The organism is Williamsia muralis NBRC 105860 (assembly GCF_001598915.1).
GTDB classification, from domain to species: domain Bacteria; phylum Actinomycetota; class Actinomycetes; order Mycobacteriales; family Mycobacteriaceae; genus Williamsia; species Williamsia muralis.
Genome location: NZ_BDAP01000001.1, coordinates 919646 through 938616, shown reverse-complemented (window position 1 = coordinate 938616; position 18971 = coordinate 919646). Strand labels below are relative to the sequence as shown.

19 protein-coding genes and 1 tRNA gene are annotated in these 18971 nt (G+C 65.3%); 8 read left to right on the top strand and 12 right to left on the bottom strand.

Annotation, left to right across the window (positions count from 1 at the left end; translation table 11 throughout):
* Positions 1-3 precede the first annotated feature (3 nt).
* The 4 genes from WIMU1_RS04570 to WIMU1_RS04555 all read right to left on the bottom strand — a co-directional run bounded on the left by WIMU1_RS04570 (position 4) and on the right by WIMU1_RS04555 (position 3784).
* The gene (locus tag WIMU1_RS04570; protein ID WP_062795859.1) at positions 4-1350 is read right to left on the bottom strand and encodes a sensor histidine kinase; all 1347 of its coding nucleotides are present in this window, start codon (positions 1348-1350) and stop codon (positions 4-6) included.
* Positions 1351-1424: 74 nt separating this feature from the next.
* Positions 1425-2123, bottom strand: coding sequence for a response regulator transcription factor (locus WIMU1_RS04565; RefSeq protein WP_084247989.1), 699 nt, complete (start codon positions 2121-2123; stop codon positions 1425-1427).
* A 90-nt stretch (positions 2124-2213) separates the two neighbouring features.
* Entirely contained in the window at positions 2214-3398 is a 1185-nt protein-coding gene (locus WIMU1_RS04560) for a winged helix DNA-binding domain-containing protein (protein WP_062795285.1), read from the bottom strand.
* Complete coding sequence (locus WIMU1_RS04555; RefSeq protein WP_062795284.1) at positions 3395-3784, bottom strand: RidA family protein; 390 nt, start codon at positions 3782-3784, stop codon at positions 3395-3397. The genes WIMU1_RS04560 and WIMU1_RS04555 overlap by 4 nt, the downstream gene beginning before the upstream one ends.
* A gap of 163 nt (positions 3785-3947) precedes the next feature.
* On the opposite strand from WIMU1_RS04555, the gene WIMU1_RS04550 reads away from it, so the two are divergent.
* From WIMU1_RS04550 to WIMU1_RS04535, 4 genes are all read left to right on the top strand, one after another.
* Positions 3948-4442, top strand: a complete 495-nt coding sequence (locus WIMU1_RS04550; protein ID WP_062795283.1) for a hypothetical protein — start codon at positions 3948-3950, stop codon at positions 4440-4442.
* 81 nt (positions 4443-4523) lie between these two features.
* Positions 4524-5093 carry a hypothetical protein gene (locus WIMU1_RS04545; protein WP_062795282.1) on the top strand — a complete coding sequence of 190 codons (570 nt, stop codon included), beginning with the start codon at positions 4524-4526 and terminating at the stop codon, positions 5091-5093.
* Positions 5086-6552 carry a multicopper oxidase family protein gene (locus tag WIMU1_RS04540; RefSeq protein ID WP_062795281.1) on the top strand — a complete coding sequence of 489 codons (1467 nt, stop codon included), beginning with the start codon at positions 5086-5088 and terminating at the stop codon, positions 6550-6552. Before WIMU1_RS04545 ends, WIMU1_RS04540 begins: the two co-directional genes overlap by 8 nt.
* Positions 6549-6830: a hypothetical protein gene (locus WIMU1_RS04535; protein WP_062795280.1), complete on the top strand. Its 282-nt coding sequence runs from the start codon at positions 6549-6551 to the stop codon at positions 6828-6830. The genes WIMU1_RS04540 and WIMU1_RS04535 overlap by 4 nt, the downstream gene beginning before the upstream one ends.
* Positions 6831-6898: 68 nt before the next feature.
* Here the strand turns inward: WIMU1_RS04535 and WIMU1_RS04530 are convergent, their stop codons facing one another.
* Positions 6899-7507 (bottom strand): hypothetical protein, encoded by a 609-nt coding sequence (locus WIMU1_RS04530; protein ID WP_062795279.1) that lies wholly within the window; start codon positions 7505-7507, stop codon positions 6899-6901.
* Positions 7508-7723: 216 nt separating this feature from the next.
* Here WIMU1_RS04530 and WIMU1_RS04525 point away from each other — a divergent pair, with 216 nt between their 5' ends.
* Both WIMU1_RS04525 and WIMU1_RS04520 read left to right on the top strand, forming a co-directional pair.
* Entirely contained in the window at positions 7724-10237 is a 2514-nt protein-coding gene (locus tag WIMU1_RS04525; protein ID WP_147431425.1) for a hypothetical protein, read from the top strand.
* A gap of 69 nt (positions 10238-10306) precedes the next feature.
* Positions 10307-10720 carry a thiol-disulfide oxidoreductase DCC family protein gene (locus WIMU1_RS04520; RefSeq protein ID WP_062795277.1) on the top strand — a complete coding sequence of 138 codons (414 nt, stop codon included), beginning with the start codon at positions 10307-10309 and terminating at the stop codon, positions 10718-10720.
* 14 nt (positions 10721-10734) lie between these two features.
* Here the strand turns inward: WIMU1_RS04520 and WIMU1_RS04515 are convergent, their stop codons facing one another.
* The 6 genes from WIMU1_RS04515 to WIMU1_RS04490 form a co-directional block, all read right to left on the bottom strand.
* A complete protein-coding gene (locus WIMU1_RS04515) occupies positions 10735-12531 on the bottom strand; it encodes a penicillin-binding transpeptidase domain-containing protein (RefSeq protein ID WP_245969119.1) in 1797 nt (598 codons plus the stop codon).
* Positions 12532-12635: 104 nt separating this feature from the next.
* Complete coding sequence (locus WIMU1_RS04510; protein ID WP_062795855.1) at positions 12636-13508, bottom strand: serine hydrolase; 873 nt, start codon at positions 13506-13508, stop codon at positions 12636-12638.
* A gap of 35 nt (positions 13509-13543) precedes the next feature.
* A complete protein-coding gene (locus WIMU1_RS04505) occupies positions 13544-14413 on the bottom strand; it encodes a LysR family transcriptional regulator (RefSeq protein WP_062795276.1) in 870 nt (289 codons plus the stop codon).
* Between the two features lie 21 nt (positions 14414-14434).
* A complete protein-coding gene (locus tag WIMU1_RS04500; protein ID WP_062795275.1) occupies positions 14435-15427 on the bottom strand; it encodes a serine hydrolase domain-containing protein in 993 nt (330 codons plus the stop codon).
* Entirely contained in the window at positions 15424-15660 is a 237-nt protein-coding gene (locus WIMU1_RS04495; RefSeq protein ID WP_062795274.1) for a hypothetical protein, read from the bottom strand. The genes WIMU1_RS04500 and WIMU1_RS04495 overlap by 4 nt, the downstream gene beginning before the upstream one ends.
* A 99-nt stretch (positions 15661-15759) precedes the next feature.
* Complete coding sequence (locus WIMU1_RS04490; RefSeq protein ID WP_062795273.1) at positions 15760-16362, bottom strand: helix-turn-helix domain-containing protein; 603 nt, start codon at positions 16360-16362, stop codon at positions 15760-15762.
* Between the two features lie 113 nt (positions 16363-16475).
* Between WIMU1_RS04490 and WIMU1_RS04485 the strand changes: the two genes are divergently transcribed.
* The gene (locus WIMU1_RS04485; RefSeq protein ID WP_062795853.1) at positions 16476-17138 is read left to right on the top strand and encodes a class I SAM-dependent methyltransferase; all 663 of its coding nucleotides are present in this window, start codon (positions 16476-16478) and stop codon (positions 17136-17138) included.
* A gap of 222 nt (positions 17139-17360) precedes the next feature.
* Here the strand turns inward: WIMU1_RS04485 and WIMU1_RS04480 are convergent.
* Positions 17361-17435, bottom strand: a tRNA-Thr gene (locus WIMU1_RS04480).
* Positions 17436-17442: 7 nt separating this feature from the next.
* On the opposite strand from WIMU1_RS04480, the gene WIMU1_RS04475 reads away from it, so the two are divergent.
* On the top strand, positions 17443-18960 hold the full coding sequence (locus WIMU1_RS04475; protein WP_084247988.1) for a threonine/serine exporter family protein: 1518 nt from the start codon (positions 17443-17445) through the stop codon (positions 18958-18960).
* The last annotated feature ends 11 nt before the right edge of the window (positions 18961-18971 follow it).

Below are 18971 nucleotides of genomic sequence, written 5' to 3'. Positions count from 1 at the left end.
TCGTCAGCGCTCGCGCGGCAAACGGACCCAGAACGTGGCACCGCCACCCGGGGTGTCGGCGACCCCGACGGTTCCGCCATGCGCGGCAACCAGGGCTGCGACGATCGACAGGCCGAGACCGCTACCCGAGGAGTGCTCGGTGCGGTGGCGCGAGGCATCGGCCCGATAGAAGCGCTCGAACACCTGGGCTTTGTCCAGCTCACGCAGGCCTGGTCCGGTGTCGGCAACCTCCAGAATGGCGTCATCACCGCTGGTGCCGACCCGCACGGTGATGGTGGCCTGCGGCGGGGTGTGCCGGATGGCGTTGCCGATGAGATTGCTCAGCACCTGGGCCAGGCGGTCGGCGTCCCCCTGCACTTCCGGAAGGCCGGGGCCATCGAGCACGTGCACCGAGATGCCCCGATCGGGTGCGGTGGCCCGCGCGCTGTGCACCACGTCGGAGGCGAGCGCGAGCAGGTCCACGGACGCATGCTCGATCGGGCGATGCGCGTCGAGACGCGCGAGCATCAACAGGTCCTCGACAAGCAGTCCCATGCGTCCGGCTTCGGTTTCGATCCGCGACATCAACTGCGCCGTGTCGGTCATCGCGCCCTGCCGATAGAGCTCGGAAAACCCTTTGATCGACGTCAGAGGTGTGCGGAGTTCGTGGCTGGCGTCGGCGACGAATCTGCGCATCTTGTCCTCGGAGCGACGAGCCTGTTCCTCTGACGCAGCGGTAGCGGCAAAGGCGTTCTGGATCTGGTGGAGCATGGTGTTCAGCGATGCACCGAGTCTGCCGACCTCGGTGTTGGGTGCAGCCGGCGGCACGCGCTGATCGAGATCGCCGGCAGCGATCGCCATCGCCGTGTTCTCGACCCGCTGCAGCGGCCGTAAACTGCTGCGCACCAACAGATATCCCAGTGCTCCGACCAGCAGCACCACCCCGACGCCGATCCCGAACTGCAGCCAGATGAGCCGCGTGACCGTGTCGTCGACGTCGGTCAGTTTGATGGCGACGATGGCGGTCCCGGTCGGTGAGGATGTCATGATCACCCGCCAGTGGGGGTCGCCGCCGCCAGCCGACGTGACAGTCACGGGATCTGGCCCCAACTTGCCCAGATCGGCGATGTCGGGCTGACCGCCGAAGTCGTTGATCTTCAGCACGGTTCCGTCGGCCCGCTGCACGTAGACAAAGTAGGGCGTCGGAGGCCGGCCGATCTGAACGTCCTCGGGTTTGGGGAGTTGCGGGGGAAACTCTTTCGGCCTCGCCCAGGTCTGCGAGGCCTCCCGCAACGACTTGTCCGTGCGGTCCATCAGGTTGTTCTTCATGGCCGACGTCACGGCGATACCGGACACCAACAGTCCGAGCATGACCAGCACCAGTGTGAGCGCCACCAGCGACACCCGCAGGGGTACCCCACGGCGTGGGACTGTGGCCGCCGCGGTCACCGTGGCTCGCGCATCACGTAACCCACGCCCCGCAGTGTGTGGATGAGCCGCCGGTCGCCGGTGTCGACTTTGCGGCGGAGGTAGGAGACATACGATTCGACGACGTTGACCTCGCCACCGAAGTCGTAATTCCAGACATGGTCGAGGATTCGCGGCTTCGACAGGACGGTTCCGGCATTGATCATGAAGTAGCGCAACAGGGTGAACTCGGTCGGCGACAAGGAGACCAGCTCCCCGTTCTTCCACACCTCGTGGGTGTCGTCGTCGAGCTCTATGTCGGCAAAGGTGATACGCGGATTCTGCGCCGGCTTCTCACCGAAACCTCCGCGCCGCAACAAAACTCGCAGACGCGCCACCACCTCTTCGAGACTGAACGGCTTGGTGACGTAGTCGTCTCCCCCGATGGTCAGCCCGGTGACCTTGTCTTCCAGGGAATCGCGGGCCGTCAAGAACAACGCGGGCGCTTCCACTCCGTCGGCCCGGAGGCGACGCAGCAGGCCGAACCCGTCCATCCCCGGCATCATCACGTCCAGGATGAGGGCATCCGGGCGAAAGGTCCGGGCACGGTCGATGGCACGAGGGCCGTCCGGCGCTGTCCGGACATCGAACCCCTGGAACTTCAGAGACACCGACAACAGTTCGAGAATATTCGGTTCGTCGTCCACCACCAGCACTCGTGCACCCTGATCACTCATGGCACCTACTCTGCCGACCCATACTTTTGAGAAACTGCCAGCAAGCTGGGAGCTTCCTGTGAACCGGCAACCACCGCACCGAGGGCCTCGTCATTCACCGAGTGTTTTGTGAAAAGGCGCTGGATACCCAGGCTTCGGGCGGGCCTCCCCCAGGAACAGCTCGAGGTCGCGTGCCCTCGCCCTTGCCGCGTCGACGGCGGCCCGACCGACCTTCTCGAGCAGATGCAAGCCGATCGACCCGTCTGGCCGCTGATGCCAGCCGCCGATGATGCGGCCATCCCACCACACCGTCTGCCCACCGTTGCCGTTGCTGTCGAAGAGGTGCCCCGCATGCGGGCCGAGATACCAGTCGCGCTGCTTCCAACCCATCAGGGTGGGGTCGAGTTCGGGTAGCAGCACCGCAGTCGGTGGCGCGGGTTCCACCTCGTCGAGGTCGTCGGCCAACACGAACCCGGTCGAGCCGTCATCAAGCTCCACCTCCACCACGTCGAGCTCCGACAGCGCTTTGCGGACAGCAGTTTTCGTCGATCCCAGCCACCACACGATGTCGGTTTCGGTACCAGGGCCGAATTGCCGCAACCATCGCCGGATCAGGTTGCGGTGCCCGGTCGCGGCGTCTTCGATCGGCAGGGTTTCACCGAGCCAGTCCTGCATCGAGATCCATCGAGGCTTGGAGCGTAACCAGTTGCCGTCATTGGGACCGCGCACGATGTCGCCTGCCGCACTCAGATGACTGAGAACGCGGGGCCCCATCTGGGATACCCCGCCCCACGACTTGCCTTCACCGTGCCGGATGGCGCCGGCGAGTGCGGGCAACTCGTTGCGCAGTTCAGTCGACGAGGCCGACCGTCCGTCGGTGAGGGCACCCAGTACCGCCCCGCGGGCCTCGGCTATCCACCCCTCGGGGTCGGGGAAGTTGTTGTCGCGGCGCAGGTCTCGAAGCATGTTGGTGCGTTCGCGTGCCGCGACCCTCGTGCCCATCGCACTCACCGCGTCGGCCAGTGTCGGCCGCGGGAACACAAAAAGGGTCCGGCGCATCGCCAGTTGCTTGACCAGCGTGCGCTCGACGTAGAGCGCACGTTCCATGTCGGTGATGTCGAAGTGCGCCATCCGCGCCCACGTCGAGATGTAGACGGTCGACGGTGTGGTCGCGTGCAGACCCACCACCGCTTCGGCGACCTCCTCGGGCGAGCCGGCGTGGACAGCCGGGAGAAGCCGATGTCGGCGCATCAGCCGTGCGCGACGCTGCTCGGTGCCGATCGCGAACCGGGTCATGAGCCCGGGCGAACCGCCACGGCCTCGATCTCGACGAGCTGGTCGTCGTAGGCCAGAACAGTCACCCCGAGGAGGGTGCCTGCCGGCTTGTGGTCGCCGAACTCCTCGGTGACCGCGTCCCACGCAACCACCAGATCGGCCTGCAGCTTCTCCGCGACGTACACCGTGACCTTCACGACGTCGGTCAGGTCGGCGCCCGCATCGGCAAGGGCGTCGCGCAGGTTCGCCATGCACTGATGCGCCTGCCGGGTGACGTCACCCGGCGCGACCGTCGCCCCCTCGGCATCGATGGGTGCGGCACCGGCGGTGAAGATCAACGCCCCCGGCGAGACGGTTGCACTGCTGGTGTGTCCACCCGAGGACCCATTGATCTGCACTGATGACATGGCGTCATCGTAACTGTCCGCTCCGACGCCCAGATTCGCTCCACGTGCTCGCAGACGAGCCGGTTGCACGCGGAGCGGGCGGCGGCATGTGGAGCGAATGGTGCGTGGCCATTCACCCTCGCGCCTGCGGGCGCAGCGGCCACAGCACTGACACAATGCGTCCATGGGAGATGAGGTGACACCGCAGAGCGCCTACTTTGTCCTGGGGATGCCCGACCATGCTCGAGTCGGAGCCGGCCGCGACATCAGTCAGGCCCAGGTGTTCTTCGACGAAGACCATGCGGTTGCCTCGGTCGACGAACACTACGAGCTGGCTCGGTCGAACACTTCCGAGCACGTCTTGGCCGCCACCGAGTGGTTTGTGCTCACGGCCCTGATCGGTGACGGGCTCGGCCCTGCCTACGGCGAACACTTCCTCACCTACCGCACCGATGACGTGCTGTGGGCCATCGCAGGCGGGTTCACCCGCCCCGAGGAGATGACCGACTGGCTGCCGTTCATCTTTGCTGCCGAGGATCTGCACGACCACTGGTCACCCGGCGGGGTCGAGCACGGCCTCGTGCCCAGCAGCGCCAAGCGGACCGACACCATGGATCTGTCCCGATTGTGGTTCGCACCCGTCATGTCACAGCGTGTCTTTCCCGTGCGGGCTCGCTGACACTTCCCGGCGACGCACCGGAACTCGGCGACAAGGGTGCCTATGCGAAAAATATGCACCTTGCCGGTGAAGTATCCCCATGTGCGCGAAACACGCCAGAACTCTGCCGGCAACGGCACCGAAGTCATGAGCGGTACCTCGTGGCGGTTGCCCCCCCGGACCGGTGTGACGGGCGCGCTGGTGACAACTGCAGCATTGCTGCTGGTGCTCGGCGGATGCAATGACGACGATTCGTCTTCGTCGGACAGCCGCGACGGGCTGGCGCCGATCCCGACACGGACCACGCCACCGACGGCGTCCGTGGTGCCGGCAACAGATCCGGGCGGCGCACTACAGGTGGACGACTTCACCGTCCTCCCCACGTTCACGTGTCTGAAAGACACTCCCCCGCGGTCCGTGGTGACCGTCGGGTGGCGCGCACCATCGGCCACCGGGGTGGAACTGCGCCTCGACGGCCAACTGCTCCCCGTGGGCATCAAGGACCAGGTGCCTTTCCAGGTGCCTGCCGGAGGACCGACCGGAATCGGGGCATCGGTGGTCTTCGCGTGCGACGGACCGGCGCAACACACGATCGACGTCACCTGGACCGCGAACGGGATCGGCTCCACCTCACGCACCGTCACCATCACCAAGGAGCCCACCGATGGCTGAGCCGAGATTGCCTGTCCCAGCGGTCAACCGCCGACGTTTCCTCACCGGAGCCGCAGCGCTCGTCGGCCTTCCCCTGCTCGGCGGGTCAGTCCTCACCGCATGCGCCTCGGGCAAAGACAACGCGGGCGGGGTCACCTGGTTCGAGCCGAGTGTCCGGGCGAGCGAGAACGGTTCGCTGAAAACACAATTGAAGGTCGCTCGCAGCGATGTGGCCATGGGCGGCGGGAAGGTCTCGGCGGTCACCTACGAGAGCAGCTACCCCGGGCCGACGCTGGACGTGCGACCGGGTGACCGCATCGAGGTGTCGTTGATCAACGACATCGACGAGCCCACCAACCTGCACACACACGGATGGCACGTCTCGCCGGAACAGCCGAGCGACGACGTCCTCATGGCCATTGAGCCCGGCGAGACCTTCGACTACTCGTACGACCTTCCCGCTGACCATTCCGCGGGCACGTTCTGGTACCACTCGCATCAGCACACCATCAGTGACACACAGGTTTTCGGCGGTCTGTTCGGGGCCCTCATCGTGCGCGGCGAGCTCGATGAACTGCCCGGCGTGAAGGGGCGCCCCGAACGCCTCCTGGTCCTGAGTCAGACCGAGATGCAAGACGGCAAGATGGTTCCGGGCGACAAGAGCTCGAACAGCTTGCAGCAGACACTGGTCAACGGCACCTTCCAACCCACCACCGAGATCGCGCCGGGTGAAGTGCAACGGTGGCGCATCATCAACGCGAGTTCCTTGTTCCTGCGTCTGCAGCTCGATGAACATCCGATGCATGTGATCGGAATCGATGGCTCTGCCCGCACCTCGGTGTCCACCGTCGACGTTCTCGAGGTGGTGCCGGGTGGACGCGCCGATGTACTCATCGAAGGCGCCAACATCGGCACCTATCAGATGCGGTCACTGAGCTGGGATGAGTTCGGCCCCTTCTACTCGTCGATGGTGCCCGCACCGATGCCACTGCTGAACCTGGTGTCGCAGGGAGACACGCAGACACCCGAGCCCATACCGGGCGCACTGCTCCCCTTCGACGACCTGCGTGACGCTGCCATCGACCGCCGACGGGAGTTCGTCTTCGAGGAGATGGAACCGCGCGGAACCGGCGACACCGAGCACTTCATGTACTACATCAACGGCGCGATGTTCGACCACCATGTGGTCAACGAAACGATGACACTCGGCGACACCGAGGAGTGGCATTTCATCAACCGCACCTACGAGCCTCACCCAGTTCACATCCACGTCAACGACTTTCAAGTGGTGGCGATCAACGACCAACCGGTCGATCAGCAGCACTACCGGGACACGGCCATGCTGCCGCCGTTCGGAACACTCACCATCCGCCACCGGTTCGAGGACTTCACGGGCCAGTTCGTCATGCACTGCCACATCCTCTTCCACGAGGACCACGGCATGATGCAGCTGCTGGAAGTGGTTGACAAACAAGCATGACCGACACCGCCGGAAACCGCCGAGGTCAGCGCGCGGTCGGCATCACACTCCAGGTTGTCGCCGGACTGATCCTCGGCCCGATCGCCGTCACGGCGCTGCTGCAAGGTCTTCCGATCGAATCCGGCGCAGTTGCACTCGCGGTGTCCGTGGTCGCCACGCTCGCGGTGGCCGGCGCCGTCGCGGCACGATTCCGCCCGGCCAGGCCCGGGGCGATCGCATTCGCAGTGTCGGCAACCCTGGTCAACGTCCTGGTGGCGCTGGTCGTCCTCGACTTTTGAGGCCGGTCCCGGCTGGACGATTGGTCTGGTCGGACACTCGACCGCAGAGCCGACGCCCCGGGCCGCGCTCAGCTGCTACCGAATGCGCCGCTGACGCCTTCCAGGAAGTCATCGAAAAGACCCTCGAGATAACCGCCGCCCACCGGGGTGTTGATCACGAGGTCGCCATGAAGATAGAAGTCGTACCAACGGTCACCGGTGGTCTGGCCGTGGTCAGTGGTTCTCACATCCAGATACAACTTCTGGCCGGTGCGGGCCAAGACGCCGAACGCCGGAGATCTGAAACTCGAGATCGTGAAGTCGGCGGAACCGCGGGACGGGATGGTTCCCTCGATCACTTCGCCGGCCCTGGTATAGAACTTGAGGTACGTGTTGCCGTGGCCGTCGGGGCTGTAGACCACTCCTCCAGGGGAGTTCACGAAACCCGCAGCCTGGCTGTCATCGTAATATCCGGTCGCATCACATCGGGTGTCTTCGCGTCCGAAGGGTTGAGTCCTGACGCAGTGCGCGTCACCTGCGCCTCCGTCAGGTGAGCGCATATGGATATTGAAGTATTTGAACTGAGCTCCCGGCGCAACAGGCTGCGCCGACGCTGACCCGGATGGCACGAGCACCCCGGCCGAAAGTGCTGCGCCCACCACAAGGATGGCGGCGAATCGTCCGAAGCGAGAGAGCATGGAGCAAGTCCTTACGGTTGCGACACGATGTACTACCTCGGCCCAGAGACCGACACACTTACTCTTCACCTGCGCCGCATGGTTTTTGCAATCGTTCCCCGTCGTCGTCCATACGGTTCGGGGTTCTTTGCGTTGCAAAAAATATGCATTCGACCCCTAGGTTGCGATGCGGGTGTGGCCGCAGCCATTCCTGCCTGTGTAAAAGGAGCCACCGAATTGTTTCCACGCCGCAGCAGCACAGCCCGGTTCAGAGCGGGCACGGTGTTGCTCGTCTCGGCCGTCACTGTCGCAACCCTCCTCAACGCAGGGGTGGCGGGCGCGGAACCCACATTTCCCTTCGACCTCCCCGGAGCCGGATCATCGGATGGCGCACCGGCGGACACCGGGTCGTCGGGATCGACCGGACCAGACGACCCCACACCTGAGCCGAACACACCTGGGACAGGCGGGTTGCAACTGTTGTCCCCGAACGCCGGTGAACCAGTGCTCGGGGTCCCGATCGAAACGCTTTCGGACAATCCGGCGGCCTCCATCATCGTCAACGGCGAGGGCATGCCCGCCGCCTCCGATCGCCAGAACCTCCTCCTGGCCGTCCTGGATGCCCGCACCCACGCCCGGCTCAATTCGGGGACAGCACCCAACAACGCCGACGGCGTCCGAGTGCTCACGTCGATCACCGAGAGCTACCGGAACCGCAATGACACGATTGTTGTCGTCAGCGGCCACCGCGGGATTAACAATGCCGGTCGCGAACCGGCCGTCGCCGATCTCCTACGAGCTCTGGGGGCCTCGTCCATCAGCCGCGGCGACCTGAATCGGATGGAAACCGGTGCGCCTTTCTCCATTCTCGGCAAGACCGGAGCTCCCGACGGCACAGCCTTCACACGCGTCGGCGCAGACGTGGGCGACCGTGCGGGTGCCAACATCACCGGACTGCTCCGATGGAGTGCCTTGGGACAGCGTTACGACTTCACGCCACCGGCGCCGATACCCTTCACCACCCGGCAGGAAGCCGACGGTGGATCCACCGTGACCATGACGGTCGGCGCAGCCACCTACACGTCGACACCGAGCGGCCCAGACGGTTTCGTCATCCGCGGCTTCGACAGCCAAACCCTCAAATCCTCATACGATGCCACCGTGGTCACCACCAGCGAGGCGGGCAATCGGGAACTGAGTACCAAACTCGTTGCGGCGGCTGCCGAAGTCGATGCCGGTGGACGTCCGCTTCTTGTGATCGTCCAGAGTTTCGGCCGCCCCAAGCCGACCGGAGCGTGGCAGGACGGCGCCGAGGCCATCGTTCGGCTGGGCGGATCGCGACTGTCATTCCTCGGCCTGGGCGGTACGAGCGACTACACCCTCGTCGGTGGAGCAGCCGTCGGATCATCCGCGGTGGAGATGGGCACGATTCTCGGGAAGCCGGGTCCCGCAACAGGTTTGATCTCCCGCGGCCATGACTCTTCGTTTCTGCCTCTGCAGTCGGGCCCGCTCGGCGGCGTGGACCTCAAACAGAACGCCATCATGTACCAACCGGCCTACCAGGGCGGCTCGGACAGATCCCCGAATTTCCCGTCCATCAACGCTGCTGCGGAGACGTACATCGGGTGGAAAGCGAATGTCCCCGGATGCACATCACCGACTGCCAGCACCTGCAACATCCGGGAGAAGTACCGCACCAACTACAACGCGGCCTGGACATCGATCAAACAGGAGCTCGCGACCTCGGTCACCATGCCCACCGACCCGGCAGGCTTCACTGCCGCAGAATTCAACGCAGCTCTCACGCAGCTACGCAAAGAAGTCACGTCATTTGTTGCAGTCAAAACCTATTACGACAATCTGCAGTCGTCGATGGGACTTGTCCGCGGTGACGCGAAACTGAACGTCACCAAAATCGGCAATGACATCATCCGAGAGGTGTCACCGCCTCCCGCGAGTACAGCTTTGGCGGACGGCCTGAAACTGATCAACGTCATCATGAACGTGGTCACGCTGGTCGCACCGGAATTGAAGGCCGTCTGGGGACCGATTTCGACTCTCCTCGGACTCGGCGCCTACGTGAGCGGTGAAGGCGAGGCGAATGCGAACGCCAATTCACTGGCCAACAAGACACGGGTCCGTGCCGACCAATTGGGACTCCAGGTCGAGGATTCTCTGTCCGCGGCAACCTACGCATTCAGCACTGTTGCCCTCATCATGGCTTCCGATTACGGCAAACTCCAAGCCGCCAACACAGAGATCATCGAAGAACGCTGGGTTGCGCCGACCCAGCCGGGGCAGTTGCTGAGCGACTTGACCCGCGGCCTGCGCACCTGGTTTGCGACCACACTCCTGGCAACCACTTATCCGTGGCTGATCCGTGGCACACCCCCACCGGTCGGTCCCGGTGACGTGAACGGCCTGAGCTGTGGCAACTACACGGACTGGGGTGTGACCATGGAGCAACACCGCCCATGGAGTTCGATGCCGCGCATCGCACAGATGCAGGCCACGTGGAGTTTCGACGGCAACGGGCCGATGCGATGGAATATGTTCTTCACCCGGGAGCGACCGACCACCGACAGAAGCAACTGGACCCCGGACTTCATCGGACCCGACACTGCCAACACCATGTTCGGTACCGGTCGAGACCAGCTGGGCATCAATCTCTACGACTTCATGAGCCCCCGCTACTTCGGACCGACCATGCACCAGGCAAACGACGCCGCGGAGAAGTGCAACCTGTACTGAGGCGAGAGTCCCGGCGACGATTCAGTAGGGTCGACCCTGCCGGACTGTGTCGTCTCGAAGGAGGGCTCGATGCCTGAGCAGCCAGTGGTCCTGTACGACGGGGTCTGCGGATTCTGTAACCACGCAGTGCAATTCCTCCTCCGCGTCGACCGTCGAGGGGAATTACGTTTCGCTGCCCTGGAAGGTGACTTCGCGCGCGGTGTCATCGAACGGCATCCGGAACTGGCAGGGGTGGATTCGGTTGTCTACGTGGAAAACCCGGGCACGGAGGACGAGCGCGTGTCGGTGCGGTCCGACGCCGCACTGCGTGTGATCACCCATGCCGATCGGCCCTGGCGGTGGCTGAAGGTCGCCCGGGCGATCCCCCGCCCCGTGCGCGACCGGCTCTATGACGGCTTCGCGGCCATCCGGTACCGAGTGTTCGGAAAGCTTGACACCTGTCCGCTCCCCTCACCGGAAGTACGCGCGAGATTCCTGGACTAGGACCGGTCGGTTCGTCACCGACCGGTCGCAGGTCGGAGGAATTCGCCGGCAACCGCCACGGCCGGGGCAGAGCTGTTCCCACCGACAACAAGTGACGCAAAGGCGATGTCGCCGACGATCCCGGCGAACCACCCGTGAGAACGGGTGTTGTCGCCGTACTCCGCGGTACCGGTCTTGCCCCCCAACCCGTCGATGTCGCTGAGCTCGGAGGCAGTACCCGTCGCCACGGTCTGGCGCATCATCGCCCGTAAGGCTTCGACAACCTCGGGATCCAGTGGCTCCGGCTTCACGCTGGCCGTTGTCGATCGACCGGAGATGAGGGTCGGAAGAACCATCGATCCATGTCCGAGACTCGCTTCGGCGACCGCCATGCCGAACGGCGAGGCGGTGACCTTGCCCTGACCGATACCGTTCTCCACCCGCAGAGCAGCGCTGTCGGCACGTGGCACCGTGCCGGTGACCGTGGTGATCCCAGGGACCACGAAGTCCACGCCGATGCCGAACCGGGTGGCGGTTGCCGGGAGCGCGTCGGCCCCGAGGCGATTCGAGAGCCCCGCCATGGTGGTGTTGCAGGACCGGGCGAATGCAGTGGTCAAGGGCACCGTCCCGAGATCGAAGTCGTCCTCGTTCGGAATGGTCCGGCCTTCGATGGTGGCCCGTCCCGGGCACGGCAGCGGTGTCTGCGGTGTCGCGATTCCCTCGGACAACGCTGCCGCCGTGGTCACCGTCTTGAACGTCGAACCCGGTGGATACAGTCCGCTGAGCGCGATCGCGCCTTCCCGATCCGCCGCGGCGTTCTGTGCGACCGCGAGAATTCCTCCGGCGTTTGTCGAAATGGCCACCAGCGCAGTCGGTTCGGATCGGGTGGCCACAGCCCGTTGCGCGAGCAGCTGCAGACGTCGATCGATGGACAGCTGTAGCGGCTCGGACGCTCGGGGTGGCACCGCCGTGAGCTGATCGATGGCGTTGCCCTCGGCATCCACCAACGACACCGACCATCCGGCGCGGTCGGTGATCACGTCGTTCCAGGTGCGTTCGATGTCGCCCAGAACCGGTGACCGCAAGGCGCGGTCGGTGGTCAACAACTTTCCCTGGACCACGATCGTGACGCCCTCGATCGGTTCGAGCTGCGCACGAACGGCCTCGACGTCATCTTCCCGGAGCGTGATGACGGTGACGGCATCGCCCTGCTGCTGCTCCGCAGCCGTTCGGATCGACATCTCAGTGATGGACGCATCGAACCGGCGCAGCGCCCTGGCCAACGCGGTCGATGCTGCATCAACGGCATCGCGCCGCACCGTGATCACTCCGACCGTCTGCCACTCGAGGAGCGCCGCTCCACTGCGGTCCACCACCGGTGTCATCAGATCTTTGTCGTCCGAATACCGGAATGTCGAACCGGGAAGCAGGTTGTCGTGCAGCAGCGTCGGATCCCAGACCAGCTTCCGGTCGCCATCGGATTCGACTGTCCTGCCGCTTGTCTCGTACCGAAGATCCTTCCCCGGACCGAAGTTCCATGCCATGGTCAGGCGCCCGTCGCCCCCATCGGACTCCACGTCGTCCGCGCTGACCACCACCTCCGCCCCATCGCCGAGCCCCTCGAACATGTCGTTGATCGCCGTGGCTGCCGCGGCAGGATCGGTGGTCAGTTCGGCGGCGTCGTCGACGTGCCGCCCACTGAGGGCTGAGGCGAAATCGCCAAAGGTGTCTTCGGGGTCGTCACTCAGCCATGAACAGCTCGAACCGACAAGAGCACACAGGATCAACGGAATGATTCGACGCAAGTAGGGCGACCGGTGTTTTTCGTCCACGCCCCGACTCAAGCAGGCGGGCCGCGGCCCGGCAATGTCGCATCGCCTCCGCAGCCGATAGCGAATCGCTATCGGGCGTGGCAGAAGCCGTGACGATCACCGTGTCAGAGCGGGCTCCGCACTGCTGTGACCGCGATTCGCGCAGCTCGCCCGACGGCTGCCTCCACCGTCGGCAGCGACAGTTCGGCTCTGGCTGCCAGCGTGAAGACGGCAACCGCGATCGGGTGTTCGCCGGGATATTCGACAACAGCGATCTCGTTGCGGATGGCGCCGAGTGTGCCGGTCTTACCCGCGATGGTTGCCACGCCCAACGGGAACCCCGACGAAAGACGTTGTTGCCAGGCCTGTTTACGCATCGTTGACCGAACGAATTCGCTCATCTGTGCCGACACCGCCTGATCGGTCCAGATGAGTTGCAACAGACGTGTGGCGTCGCGGGGCGTCGTCGCGCTGGCAAGCGCCGGGTCGTAGGCCGTGACGGTCATCGTCCGGTCTGCGTCGGCGAGCACCGAGAACGCCTCCACCACAGTGTCGGTGCCCGTTTCCCGGACCAATTGTTGTTGCAGTTCTGCCATGCCACCGACCACTCTGGTCTCGGTCAGGCCGAGCGCATCGAGTTTGTCCTGCACCCGCGGTAGTCCCACCCGGTCGAGGATCACGTCGGCTGCCGCATTGTCGGAGATCACCATCATCTGTACGGCCAGATCACGCCAGCTCAATGTCACCGGGTCGTGCAACGTCGCGATACCCGTGGGCCCCACCGCCCAATCCGCCGGGTCGACAATCACCGTGGCAGTCAGGTCGATCTGCCCGATCTCAGCCAGGTCACACATCGCAAGCAGGAGCGGCAGCTTGTAGACCGATGCCATCACGACGGGATCATCTGCCGCCCAGCCGAATTCCCGTTCGACCCCCCGGCCGATCGTCCTGGCATGTACCCATCCGGCGCATCCGGCATCAGCGAAGACCTCGGTCATCTGCCTCGACGCGTCCGCATCCTGAGCCGGTCCGCTCACCGCGCGAGCTTCCAGAGAGCCGATTCGATTGCGTCGACCGCGGGCTGGGCCGTGCCCGGCCGGCGAACTGTACGCAGGCGCAACGCCACGTCGTCCGGGATCATCGCCACGCGCTTGACGCCGCGGACCTGTGCGGTACCCGTTGCCAGAGCGAAGGCCTCCCCACAGGCAACTGCTGCCACCAGTTCACCTGCCGAATGCGTGGGCAGCACAACCGGATCGAGACCGCGCACGTGCAGCGTGTCGATCAGCAGGTCGAAGGCCGGTGGGTTGGTGGCCCGCGGCGCATGGGCACAGGCCAGCCCGTCGAGCATCCGCACCGTCGGTTTCTTTGCCTTGGCCACCGGGTGATCCGCGGGCACCAGAAAGGAGCGGGGTATCCGGGCGGCCGGTCCCGCATCAAGACCTTCGACCACGGACGGGTGTTCCACCACTGCGCAATCGAGGAGACCGGCGCGGACATCCTTGACGAGGTCGATGATGGACGCGGTGGTCATCCGGAAGTGATGGTCGGGGCGCAGGCGGCTGAGGGAGACAGCGCACGCGGCCGCGATCGCAGGGTCGAGGTCGCTCGGCAACCCGCATCTCAGGACATCGTGGTGCCCCCGAAGTCGACGGGCCTCGCCGACGAACCGTTCGGCGTCATCAACCAGGACACGCGCCCGCGGCAGCAGATCCCGGCCCGCGCTGGTCAGCTCGGCGCCCTGGGTGCTCCGGCGGATCAGCTCCACCCCGAGTTCCTTCTCCAGGCGACGCAGGCCCTGCGACACGGGAGGCTGGGTCATCTGCAGGCGCGCGGCAGCGTGCCCGAAATGACCCTCCTCGGCGACGGCGACAAAGAACCTGAGATGCCTGACAAGATCCACGTCACCACTGTGACACGTTGATCAGTCCGGGCGACGCGGTGAATCGTCGGTGAGTTCTCGGAGCAAGGCGAACCCGTGCTTGTCTACCGACGCCGCAGTTGCGGACAAGATCACCAGGCCTGTCCCGGCGGCACGGTCCACCCCGATCCAGCTGGCGAATCCGCCCGTTGCTCCGTTGTGCCAGGTGATCTTTCGGCCCTTCACGTCAAGGGTCATCCAGCCGGCACCGATGCGCGCAGGACCCATCAGCTTGGCAACCGGGTCGAGAGCTGCCATGCCGGGGGAAGATTCGTCGAGCAGAGCGCAGACGAGGCGACCCATGTCCGCGATGGACGCACGGACGCCGCCCGCGGGTGCGATGGCCTCCCCCGTCCAGGGCTGCTGAACCCGGCCGAACCGGCTTCGGCCGACCACGGCGTCCGAGGTCAATTCAGCCGGTGTGTATGGGGCGTAGGTGTTCTCGAGTCCGAGCGGCCGCGTAAGACGATCACCCAACAACGTCTGAAAACTCTGGCCGGCGGCCTGTGCCACCGCATGCCCGAGTAGCTGAAACCCGAGATTGGAGTATCTCACCTTCGGCGACCTCAGCTTCGTGCTGCGTACCTGCGCGAGGAGTTCCTCGAGGGTCTCACCGTACGGCGAGGCACCGTGCGTCCACATCTGCACGGTACGACGGAGCGGGTTCATGCCCGCGGGCAGCCGCGGCAGTCCAGATCGGTGTGTACTCAGCGATCCGAGTGTGATCGCACCGATCTCCTTGTCCGGCAACGGAAGCAGCGTTCCCAACGTTGTCTCGGGTGTCACTTCTCCGCGCGAGCATGCATCTGCGTACAGCAGTCCGGTGAGCGCTTTGGAGATCGAGCCGATCTCCAGGTCGGCTGTGGTGGTGGTCCCCGTGGTCGCCAGTGACAGCCCGTCGAGACCAACCGAAGCCACCGCCACGATCGGATGACGCCCACCCAGACGCCGGCGAATGTTCGAACCCAGCGCGGCGTCGCCATCCATCGCGGTCATGTGCGCCTTCCCAGGAGACTCCGAGCGCTGTACTTCTTGTGAACCGCCTGTTTGGACACGCCCAAGAGCGTCGCGATCTGCGCCCAGGTGACGCCGTTGACACGCGCCCTGCGCACCAGGACACTCTCGGTTCGTTCGAGTTCTGCTCGCAGGCGGACCGTTGCCGCCAATCCCGAGACAGGATCGTCGGTGTCGATTGCGTTGGCCAACTCCACGATTCGATTCCCTGCCACAAGGTCAACCTTAGTTGACCTCGCTCCGAGGAGTCAACACAGGTTGACGCGCGGCACCACCCGGCTCGACGTCGGGATCACAGCGCCCACACGGGCTGTTCACGCCCGGTCGGGTTCCTGGCGTCTGGGCGCAGCACGCACGTGCGCACGTTCCCCCTGTTTGCCGACCAGGCTGAGGAACTCCACCGGGCCGGAGCTCGTCGCACCGAACCAATGCGGGGTGCGGGTGTCGAACTCGGCAGCCTCTCCGGGTTCGAGGATGAGGTCGTGCTCGCCGAGTATCAGCCGGAGACGTCCGTTGAGAACAAAGGCCCAGTCGTAACCCTCGTGGCTCCGCAGATCCGGTTCGACGTCGTCGCGTCCGGCGGGCAAGACGAACTTGTACGCCTGGATGCCCCCTGGCCGGCGGGTCAGAGGAACCACGGTGGAACCGTCGCCTGTAGGGATCGGGCGCATGTTGACTCGCGGGTCTCCGGTCGGTGGCGCGTCGACGAGCTCATCCAACGTGACCCCGTACGCCCGGGCCAGCGGCAACAGCTGCTCCAGTGTCGGTCGCCGCAGGCCGGCCTCGAGTCTGGACAGAGTGCTCGTCGAAATTCCCGTCTCCTCTGCGAGATCGATCAGGGTGAGGTCGCGGTGCTGCCGAAGCTGCTTGAGCCGCGGCCCCACGGCGTCGAGAGTGCGATCGGTTGAAGCGTCCATGCATGCACTTTGCCATTTGGCAACGAACCTTGCGATTCCAACGTCTCCATCGCACCATCAAGCAATCCGGTGCCACCGAGCAGCCGGAGCCGGCAACCCGAGAAAAGAGCACAATGACGCACTCGTTCGACAAGAAGTACTGGGATGAGATCTGGCACGGCGACCGCGCCACGGCGATGGCGGCCGGCGCGCCCAACCCACACCTGACCCACGAGGTCGCGGGCCTGACGCCCGGGACCGCCCTCGACGCGGGATGCGGCGGCGGCACCGAAGCAGTGTGGCTGGCAACACGTGGCTGGCAGGTGACGGGCGCCGACATCGCCGCCGAGGCCCTGGCCCGCGCTGCCGACAGGGCGGCGCAGGCGGGAGTTGCCGATCAGGTGCGATGGGTCGAGGCCGACCTGTCCACGTGGGAACCCGAAGCCCGCTACGACCTGGTCACCACGCACTACGCACACCCCGCGATACCGCAGCTCGACTTCTATCGCCGCATCGCCGACTGGGTGGCTCCCGGCGGCATGCTGTTCATAGTCGGGCACCTCCACCACGACCACCACGGCGGGGCCGCCTCGCACGATGCCGGCCACGGCCATCACGACACAGATGGTCAGCCGCCAGAGTCGGCCTCCGTGCGCGCCGCCGACATCACTGCCCAGCTGGACCCGACCGAATGGGAGATCTCGACCGCCCGCGAAACCCACCGGTCGATGACCGGGCCCGACGGGCGAGATGTTCAGCTCCACGACGTGGTGGTCGCAGCGGTTCGTCGCAGATGAGGCCAGAACCGCGGCGCCTTCATATGTGACGCAAGCTCAGCCCACGACGCGGAAGACATGGTCCATGGGAAACCTCTTCGTACAAGCCATATTTCGGGTGACCCGGACCACTCTCACCTACATCGTCGGACCGGGAGATCTGGCGACTTTGGTGGTCCTCAGGTGGTCGCCCTACCCTGTCTCCGGGAGGTCGATGCGCCCCCGTCGGGGCAACCGCATCGGTGGAGCCCCCTGTCAGGATTGAACTGACGACCGCTCGCTTACAAGGCGAGTGCTCTACCACTGAGCTAAGGAGGCAAACTGCGTGCGCGAGTATATCGCGACTCTTGCGGGCCGCCTCGTCGGGAACCACCGAGCGACGATCGACACCATCGAACCGTTCGAACCGGCGGTGTCCCCACGTCGGCCGATCGACCTCACCGACGATGCCGCGGTCACCGAAGTCCTGGATCTGGCGATCAAGGTCGGTGCGGTGCTACTCGACTCCGGAACCGGCGCGATCGACACCCAGACCCAGGTGCGATTTGTGGCGAGCATGTACGGCGTCGAGAACTGCGAAGTGGACGTCACGTACAACACCATCTGGGTCAGTGCCCGTCGCGGCGCATCGATGCCGCCCGTGACCGCGATGAGGACGGTGCACTACCGCTCACTCGACTTCACCCGGCTGGCCGCGGTCGACCGCCTGGTCCGCAAGATCCGCAGTCGCGCCATCGACCCCGGCGAAGCGCACGAGGTCATCGACTCGATCATCGCCGCGCCGCACCCGTACCGTCGCTGGATAGCCACACTGGCCTGGTCATCGATGGCGGCGTCGCTGTCGGTGCTCCTGGGAGGTGGCTGGCTCGTTGCCGTGGTCGCCTTCATCACCACGGCCGTGATCGACCGAACCAATCGGCTGCTCAACAAGATCGGCACGCCGCTGTTCTTCCAGCAGGTCACCGGCGGATTCATCGCGGTGATCCCCGCCGCGCTGGTGTTCCAGTATCAGGACACCCTCGGCGTCGACATCGCTCCGTCACAGGTCATCGCTGCGGGCGTCATCGTGCTGCTGTCCGGTCTGTCGTTGGTCGGTTCGGTGCAGGACGCCATCACGGGCGCACCCATCACCGGCGCCGCCCGGTTCTTCGAACTGATGATCATGACCGGCGGCATCATCAGCGGTGTCGGTATCGCGATCCGCGCCCTCGAAGGGACGGGCATCTATCTGCCGACCATCACCACCTCGACGTCGTTCGACCTGGCCACCACTCCGACGCGGGTCGTCGCGGGCGGTCTGGCCGCGGCCGCATTCGCGCTCGCCAGTTACGCCGAGCGCCGCGCACTCTCCACCGCCTTCTTCGGTGGTGCCCTCGGCGCCGCGGTGGTCGCTGCCGCCGAACACTTCAGCATCGGCTCGGTGATCTCCGCCGGATTCGCCGCGGCCCTGGTCGGGCTGGTCGGTGGTCTGCTGGCCCGCCGGGCGGTGACGCCGCCGCTTGTGGTCGCGGTCGCGGGCATCACGCCGCTGCTCCCGGGTCTGGCGATCTACCGCGGCCTCTACGGAATCCTGGGCGACCAGACCGTGGACGGCTTCACGGCCTTGGCTGCCGCGGTGGGTACGGGCGTGAGTCTGGCGGCCGGTGTGACGCTCGGCGAGTTCATCGCACGCACCCTGCGACGGCCTCGTATCCCCACCAAACCGACACGGGTTCTGTTGACCGCCCGCTCGGCCATTCGGCCCGGTCGTCTGACCGAAGAACCCGAGTCCGATCCCGACGCGGCCACCGAGCCGATGCATCAGATCCAGGCGCGCCCCGGCGTGACCGAAGGACAAAACTGAACAGGTATTAT

Excerpts from the sequence above, each read along its gene's own strand:
- WIMU1_RS04570 (WP_062795859.1), bottom strand. The coding sequence starts at position 1,350 with ATGCTCGGACTGTTGGTGTCCGGTATCGCCGTGACGTCGGCCATGAAG.
- WIMU1_RS04565 (WP_084247989.1), bottom strand. The coding sequence starts at position 2,123 with ATGAGTGATCAGGGTGCACGAGTGCTGGTGGTGGACGACGAACCGAAT.
- WIMU1_RS04560 (WP_062795285.1), bottom strand. The coding sequence starts at position 3,398 with ATGACCCGGTTCGCGATCGGCACCGAGCAGCGTCGCGCACGGCTGATG.
- WIMU1_RS04555 (WP_062795284.1), bottom strand. The coding sequence starts at position 3,784 with ATGTCATCAGTGCAGATCAATGGGTCCTCGGGTGGACACACCAGCAGT.
- WIMU1_RS04550 (WP_062795283.1), top strand. The coding sequence starts at position 3,948 with ATGGGAGATGAGGTGACACCGCAGAGCGCCTACTTTGTCCTGGGGATG.
- WIMU1_RS04540 (WP_062795281.1), top strand. The coding sequence starts at position 5,086 with ATGGCTGAGCCGAGATTGCCTGTCCCAGCGGTCAACCGCCGACGTTTC.
- WIMU1_RS04535 (WP_062795280.1), top strand. The coding sequence starts at position 6,549 with ATGACCGACACCGCCGGAAACCGCCGAGGTCAGCGCGCGGTCGGCATC.
- WIMU1_RS04530 (WP_062795279.1), bottom strand. The coding sequence starts at position 7,507 with ATGCTCTCTCGCTTCGGACGATTCGCCGCCATCCTTGTGGTGGGCGCA.
- WIMU1_RS04520 (WP_062795277.1), top strand. The coding sequence starts at position 10,307 with ATGCCTGAGCAGCCAGTGGTCCTGTACGACGGGGTCTGCGGATTCTGT.
- WIMU1_RS04510 (WP_062795855.1), bottom strand. The coding sequence starts at position 13,508 with ATGACCGAGGTCTTCGCTGATGCCGGATGCGCCGGATGGGTACATGCC.
- WIMU1_RS04500 (WP_062795275.1), bottom strand. The coding sequence starts at position 15,427 with ATGACCGCGATGGATGGCGACGCCGCGCTGGGTTCGAACATTCGCCGG.
- WIMU1_RS04490 (WP_062795273.1), bottom strand. The coding sequence starts at position 16,362 with ATGGACGCTTCAACCGATCGCACTCTCGACGCCGTGGGGCCGCGGCTC.
- WIMU1_RS04485 (WP_062795853.1), top strand. The coding sequence starts at position 16,476 with ATGACGCACTCGTTCGACAAGAAGTACTGGGATGAGATCTGGCACGGC.